This is a genomic window from Pseudomonas sp. (assembly GCF_035277045.1).
Classification (GTDB): domain Bacteria; phylum Pseudomonadota; class Gammaproteobacteria; order Pseudomonadales; family Pseudomonadaceae; genus Aquipseudomonas.
Genome location: NZ_DATELE010000232.1, coordinates 1 through 5,099 on the forward strand (window position 1 = coordinate 1; position 5,099 = coordinate 5,099).

4 protein-coding genes are annotated in these 5,099 nt (G+C 63.1%); 2 read left to right on the forward strand and 2 right to left on the reverse strand.

The window, feature by feature from the left end:
• Together VJS90_RS13455 and VJS90_RS13460 are read left to right on the forward strand one after the other, a co-directional pair.
• Positions 1-969 (forward strand): ATP-binding cassette domain-containing protein (locus VJS90_RS13455; protein ID WP_324122145.1); only part of this gene is annotated, 969 nt, incomplete at its 5' end.
• Positions 959-2,335 carry an HlyD family type I secretion periplasmic adaptor subunit gene (locus tag VJS90_RS13460; RefSeq protein WP_324122146.1) on the forward strand — a complete coding sequence of 459 codons (1,377 nt, stop codon included), beginning with the start codon at positions 959-961 and terminating at the stop codon, positions 2,333-2,335. The genes VJS90_RS13455 and VJS90_RS13460, both read left to right, overlap by 11 nt.
• A gap of 429 nt (positions 2,336-2,764) precedes the next feature.
• Here the strand turns inward: VJS90_RS13460 and VJS90_RS13465 are convergent, their stop codons facing one another.
• Positions 2,765-4,123: an HlyD family type I secretion periplasmic adaptor subunit gene (locus VJS90_RS13465; protein WP_324122148.1), complete on the reverse strand. Its 1,359-nt coding sequence runs from the start codon at positions 4,121-4,123 to the stop codon at positions 2,765-2,767.
• Between the two features lie 7 nt (positions 4,124-4,130).
• Positions 4,131-5,099: ATP-binding cassette domain-containing protein (locus tag VJS90_RS13470; protein WP_324122147.1), on the reverse strand; the 969-nt coding region annotated here is incomplete at its 5' end.

The following is a 5,099-nucleotide window of genomic DNA, read 5'->3' on the forward strand; positions in this document are numbered from 1 at the left end:
CTGATCCAGCAACTGGCCGGTGTGGCGATGATCTGTGTCGGCGTTTACCTGATCATCGACGGCAACCTCAGCATGGGCGGCCTGGTGGCCTGCTACATGCTCAGCGGCCGCGCACTGGGCCCGCTGGGCCAGCTCAACGGGCTGCTGGCCCGCTATCAGCAGGCCAAGGTGACCATGGTCGCGACCGACCAGATGATGGAACTCCCGCAGGAGCGCAACTTCGAGGAGCGTCCGCTCAGCCGTCGCACCCTGCAGGGCGCCATTGAGTTCCGTGGCGTCGACTTTACCTACCCGAACCAGCAGAACCAGGCGCTCAAGGGCATCAACCTGACCATCCGTCCGGGCGAAAAGGTCGGCATCATTGGCCGCAGTGGCTCGGGCAAGAGCTCGCTGGCCAAGCTGATCGTCGGTCTTTACGAGTCGGCCAATGGCTCGTTGCTGGTCGACGGTGTGGATATTCGCCAGATCGACGTCAGCGAATTGCGCCACAACATCGGCTATGTGCCGCAGGACATCCAGCTGCTGGCTGGCACCTTGCGCGACAACCTGGTTAGCGGTGCCCGCTACATCGAGGACGAACTGGTGCTGCAAGCGGCCGAGCTGTCGGGCGTGCATGAATTCGCTCGCCTGCACCCGGACGGTTACGAGCTGCAGGTGGGTGAACGCGGACAAAACCTCTCCGGCGGTCAGCGCCAGAACGTGGCCCTGGGTCGCGCCTTGCTGCTCAATCCACAGATCCTGCTGCTCGACGAGCCGACCAGCGCCATGGACAACACCGGCGAAGAGCGGCTCAAGCAGCGCCTGCAGGCGGTGGTCGAGAGCAAGACCGTACTGCTGGTCACGCACCGGGCGTCGTTGTTGTCGTTGGTGGACCGCCTGATCGTCATCGATCGCGGACAGATCGTCGCCGACGGCCCGAAAGCGGCCGTCATGGAAGCGCTGAAGAAGGGGCAGATCAGTGTTGCGTAAGCTTGATGCAGGGCGCTTCAAGGAGGGCGTCCGCCGCTACTTCAAAGGCTCCGATTCACTCAGCGGACAACCGCTGCCCGAGGTCAACAAGGCGCTGATCGAAGATGCCCCGCGCATCGTGCGCCTGACCATCTGGGGCGTTATCGCATTCTTCGCGTTCCTGATCATCTGGGCCAGCTTCGCGCCGATCGATGAGGTCACGCGAGGAGAGGGCAAGGCGATCCCGTCGTCCAAGGTGCAGAAAATCCAGAACCTGGAAGGCGGTATCGTCGCGCAGATCTTCGCCAAGGAAGGGGCAATTGTCGAAGTGGGCGAGCCGTTGCTGCGCCTGGACGAAACCCGCTTCGCCTCCAACGTCGGCGAGACCGAGGCCGACCGTCTGGCCATGGCGCTGCGCGTCGAGCGCCTGAGTGCCGAGGTCGAAGGCCGGCCCTTGAAGATCGACGACGAAATCCGCAAGGTCGCCCCAAGCCAGACGGCCAACGAAGAGTCGCTGTACCTGAGCCGCCGCCAGCAGCTGCACGACGAAATTGGCGGCCTGGAGCAGCAACTGGTGCAGCGTCAGCAGGAGTTGCGCGAGTTCACCTCCAAGCGTGCCCAGTACGCCAATGGCCTGCAGCTGCTGCGCCAGGAAATCGCCATGTCCGAGCCCTTGGTGGCTCAGGGCGCGATTTCCCAGGTTGAAGTGCTGCGCCTGCGCCGTTCCGAGGTGGAGAGCCGTGGCCAGCTGGACGCCACTACCCTGGCGATTCCTCGCGCCGAAGCGGCGATCAAGGAAGTGCAGAGCAAGATCGAGGAAACCCGCGGCAAGTTCCGCAGCGAGGCCCTGACCCAGCTCAACGAAGCGCGTACCGAATTGAACAAGGCCACGGCCACCGGCAAGGCGCTGGACGACCGGGTCAACCGCACCTTGGTCACCTCGCCGGTGCGCGGGATCGTCAAGCAGCTACTGGTCAACACGGTGGGCGGGGTTATCCAGCCGGGCAGCGACATTGTCGAGATCGTGCCCTTGGATGACAGCCTGGTGATCGAGGCCAAGATCCTGCCCAAGGACATCGCCTTCCTGCACCCGGGGCAAGAGGCGACGATCAAGTTCACCGCGTATGACTACACCATCTACGGTGGGCTCAAGGCCAAGCTGGAGCAGATTGGTGCCGATACCATCACCGACGAGGACAAGAAGACCACCTACTACCTGATCCGGCTGCGTACCGACCGCAGTCACCTGGGCACTGATGAGAAGCCGTTGCAGATCATCCCCGGCATGGTGGCCACGGTCGACATCCTGACAGGCAAGAAGACCATCATGAGCTATCTGCTCAAGCCGATCATGAAGGCGCGGTCCGAGGCGCTGCGCGAGCGTTAGGCCATGAAGACAGTGGTGTACCTGCGGGAGATTCCAGGGTGCACCGCAACTCTTTGTGGCAACTGTCTTCCATCCAAGGTAAGCATCGCCGGGCCCTGTGGGAGCAACTGTCTTCTACCGAGGTAATCACAGTCCCCGGCCCGGCGTAGCCGGGCCCTATGGGAGTGTGCCTTGTGACGCGAAACGAGGGCGAAGCCCTCGCCGGGGCGCAGGGTTGCCGTGTTGTGCGGCAGTGGCAGGGGACACCGAATGCAGTCAACTGTCCTTTGCAGCGCCCGTTCGATTCTGGGGCCGCTTCGCGCCCCATCGCGGCACAAGGCCGGCTCCCACAGGGATTGCCATGCACCATGGAATCTTCCACAGGGGTTGCCATGCACCATGGAATCCCCACCCTGAATGGCATGCATCTCGGACGATCACGGGTGCAGGTCACCGCTCACGCAGTGCCTCGGAACGCGCCTTCATGATCGGCTTGAGCAGGTAGCTCATGATGGTCTTCTTGCCGGTCAGGATGTCGACCGTGGCGACCATGCCGGGGATGATCTGCAAGGGTTTCTCGTCGGAACCGAGATGGCTGCTGTCGGTGCGAAGTCGGATCAGGTAGTAAGTGGTCTTCTTGTCTTCATCGGTGATGGTATCGGCGCCGATCTGTTCCAGCTTGGCCTTGAGCCCACCGTAGATGGTGTAGTCATACGCGGTGAACTTCACCGTGGCCTCCTGCCCCGGGTGCAGGAAGGCGATGTCCTTGGGCAGGATCTTCGCCTCGATCACCAGGGTGTCGTCCATGGGCACGATCTCGACGATATCGCTGCCAGGCTGGATGACACCGCCCACGGTGTTGACCAGCAACTGCTTGACGATCCCCCGTACCGGTGAGGTGACCAGGGTGCGATTGACCCGGTCATCCAGCGCCTTGCCGGTGGCCGTGGCCTTGTTCAGTTCGGTACGCGCTTCGTTGAGCTGGGTCAGTGCGTCGCTGCGGAACTTGCCGCGGGTTTCCTCGATCTTGCTCTGGATTTCCTTTATGGCCGCCTCGGCACGGGGAATCGCCAGAGCCGTGGCGTCCAGCTGGCCACGGTTTTCCACCTCCGATCGCCTTAGCCTGAGGATCTCCACCTGGGAGATGGCGCCCCTGGCCACCAGAGGCTCGGACATGGCAATTTCCTGTCGCAACAGCTGCAGACCATTGGCGTACTGGGCGCGCTTGGAATTGAACTCGCGCAGTTCCTGCTGACGCTGCACCAGTTGCTGCTCCAGGCCGCCGATTTCATCCTGGAACTGCTGACGGCGGCTCTGGTACAGCGATTCTTCGTTGGCCGCCTGGCTGGGGGCAGCGGTGCGCAGATCCTCAGGAATTTTCAGTGGCACGCTCTCGACCTCGGCGCTCAGGCGCTCGACGCGCAGCGCCATGGCCTGGCGGTCGGCCTCGGTTTCGCCGACATTGGAGGCAAAGCGGGTTTCGTCCAGGCGCAGCAGTGGTTCACCGACCTCGACGATCTCTCCCTCTTTGGCGAAGATTTCGGCAACGATGCCACCCTCCAGATTCTGGACTTTCTGCACCCGTGACGAGGGGACAGCCTTGCCCTCGCCTCGCGTGACCTCATCGATGGGAGCAAAGGAGGCCCAGACGATCAGGAACAGGAAAAACGCGATCACGCCCCAGATGGTCAGGCGGACGACTCGAGGGACGTCCTCGATCAGCGCCTTGTTCACCTCGGGCAAGGGCTGCCCGCCGAGCGATTCCGATCCCCTGAAGTACCGTTTCAGGTGGTCCTTGAACTGTCCCATATCGAGCTTATGCAACACTGATCTGCCCCTTCTTCAGCGCTTCCATGACAGCCGCTTTCGGGCCGTCGGCGACGATTTGCCCGCGATCGATGACGATCAGGCGGTCCACCAGCGACAACAGCGAAGCCCGGTGGGTGACGAGCAGCACGGTCTTGCTCTCGATCACCGCCTGCAGGCGCTGCTTGAGGCGCTCTTCGCCGGTGTTGTCCATGGCGCTGGTCGGTTCGTCGAGCAGCAGGATCTGCGGATTGAGCAGCAGGGCCCGGCCCAGCGCAACGTTCTGGCGCTGGCCGCCGGAGAGGTTCTGGCCACGCTCACCGACCTGCAGCTCGTAGCCGTCCGGATGCAGACGGGCGAATTCGTGTACGCCTGACAGCTCGGCGGCCTGCAGCACGAGTTGATCCTCGATGTAGCGTGCTCCGCTGACCAGGTTGTCGCGCAAGGTGCCGGCCAGCAGTTGGATGTCCTGCGGCACGTAGCCGATGTTGTGGCGCAGCTCGCTGACGTCGATCTGGCGGATGTCCACCCCGTCGACCAGCAGCGAACCGTTGGCCGACTCGTACAGACCGACGATCAGCTTGGCCAGCGAGCTCTTGCCCGAGCCGCTGCGGCCGATGATGCCGACCTTTTCGCCCGGGCGGATGGTCAGGTTGATGCCCTTGAGCGCCTGGTTCTGCTGGTTGGGATAAGTGAAATCAACGCCGCGGAACTCGATCGCGCCCTGCAGGGTGCGTCGGCTGAGCGGACGCTCCTCGAAGTTGCGCTCCTGCGGGAGCTCCATCATCTGGTCGGTCGCGACCATGGTCACCTTGGCCTGCTGATAGCGGGCCAGCAACCCGTTGAGCTGGCCCAGCGGGCCCAGTGCGCGGCCGCTGAGCATGTAGCAGGCCACCAGGCCGCCCATGCTGAGGTTGCCGTCGATGATCAGGTAAACGCCGACACAGATCATCGCCACACCGGCCAGTTGCTGGATCAG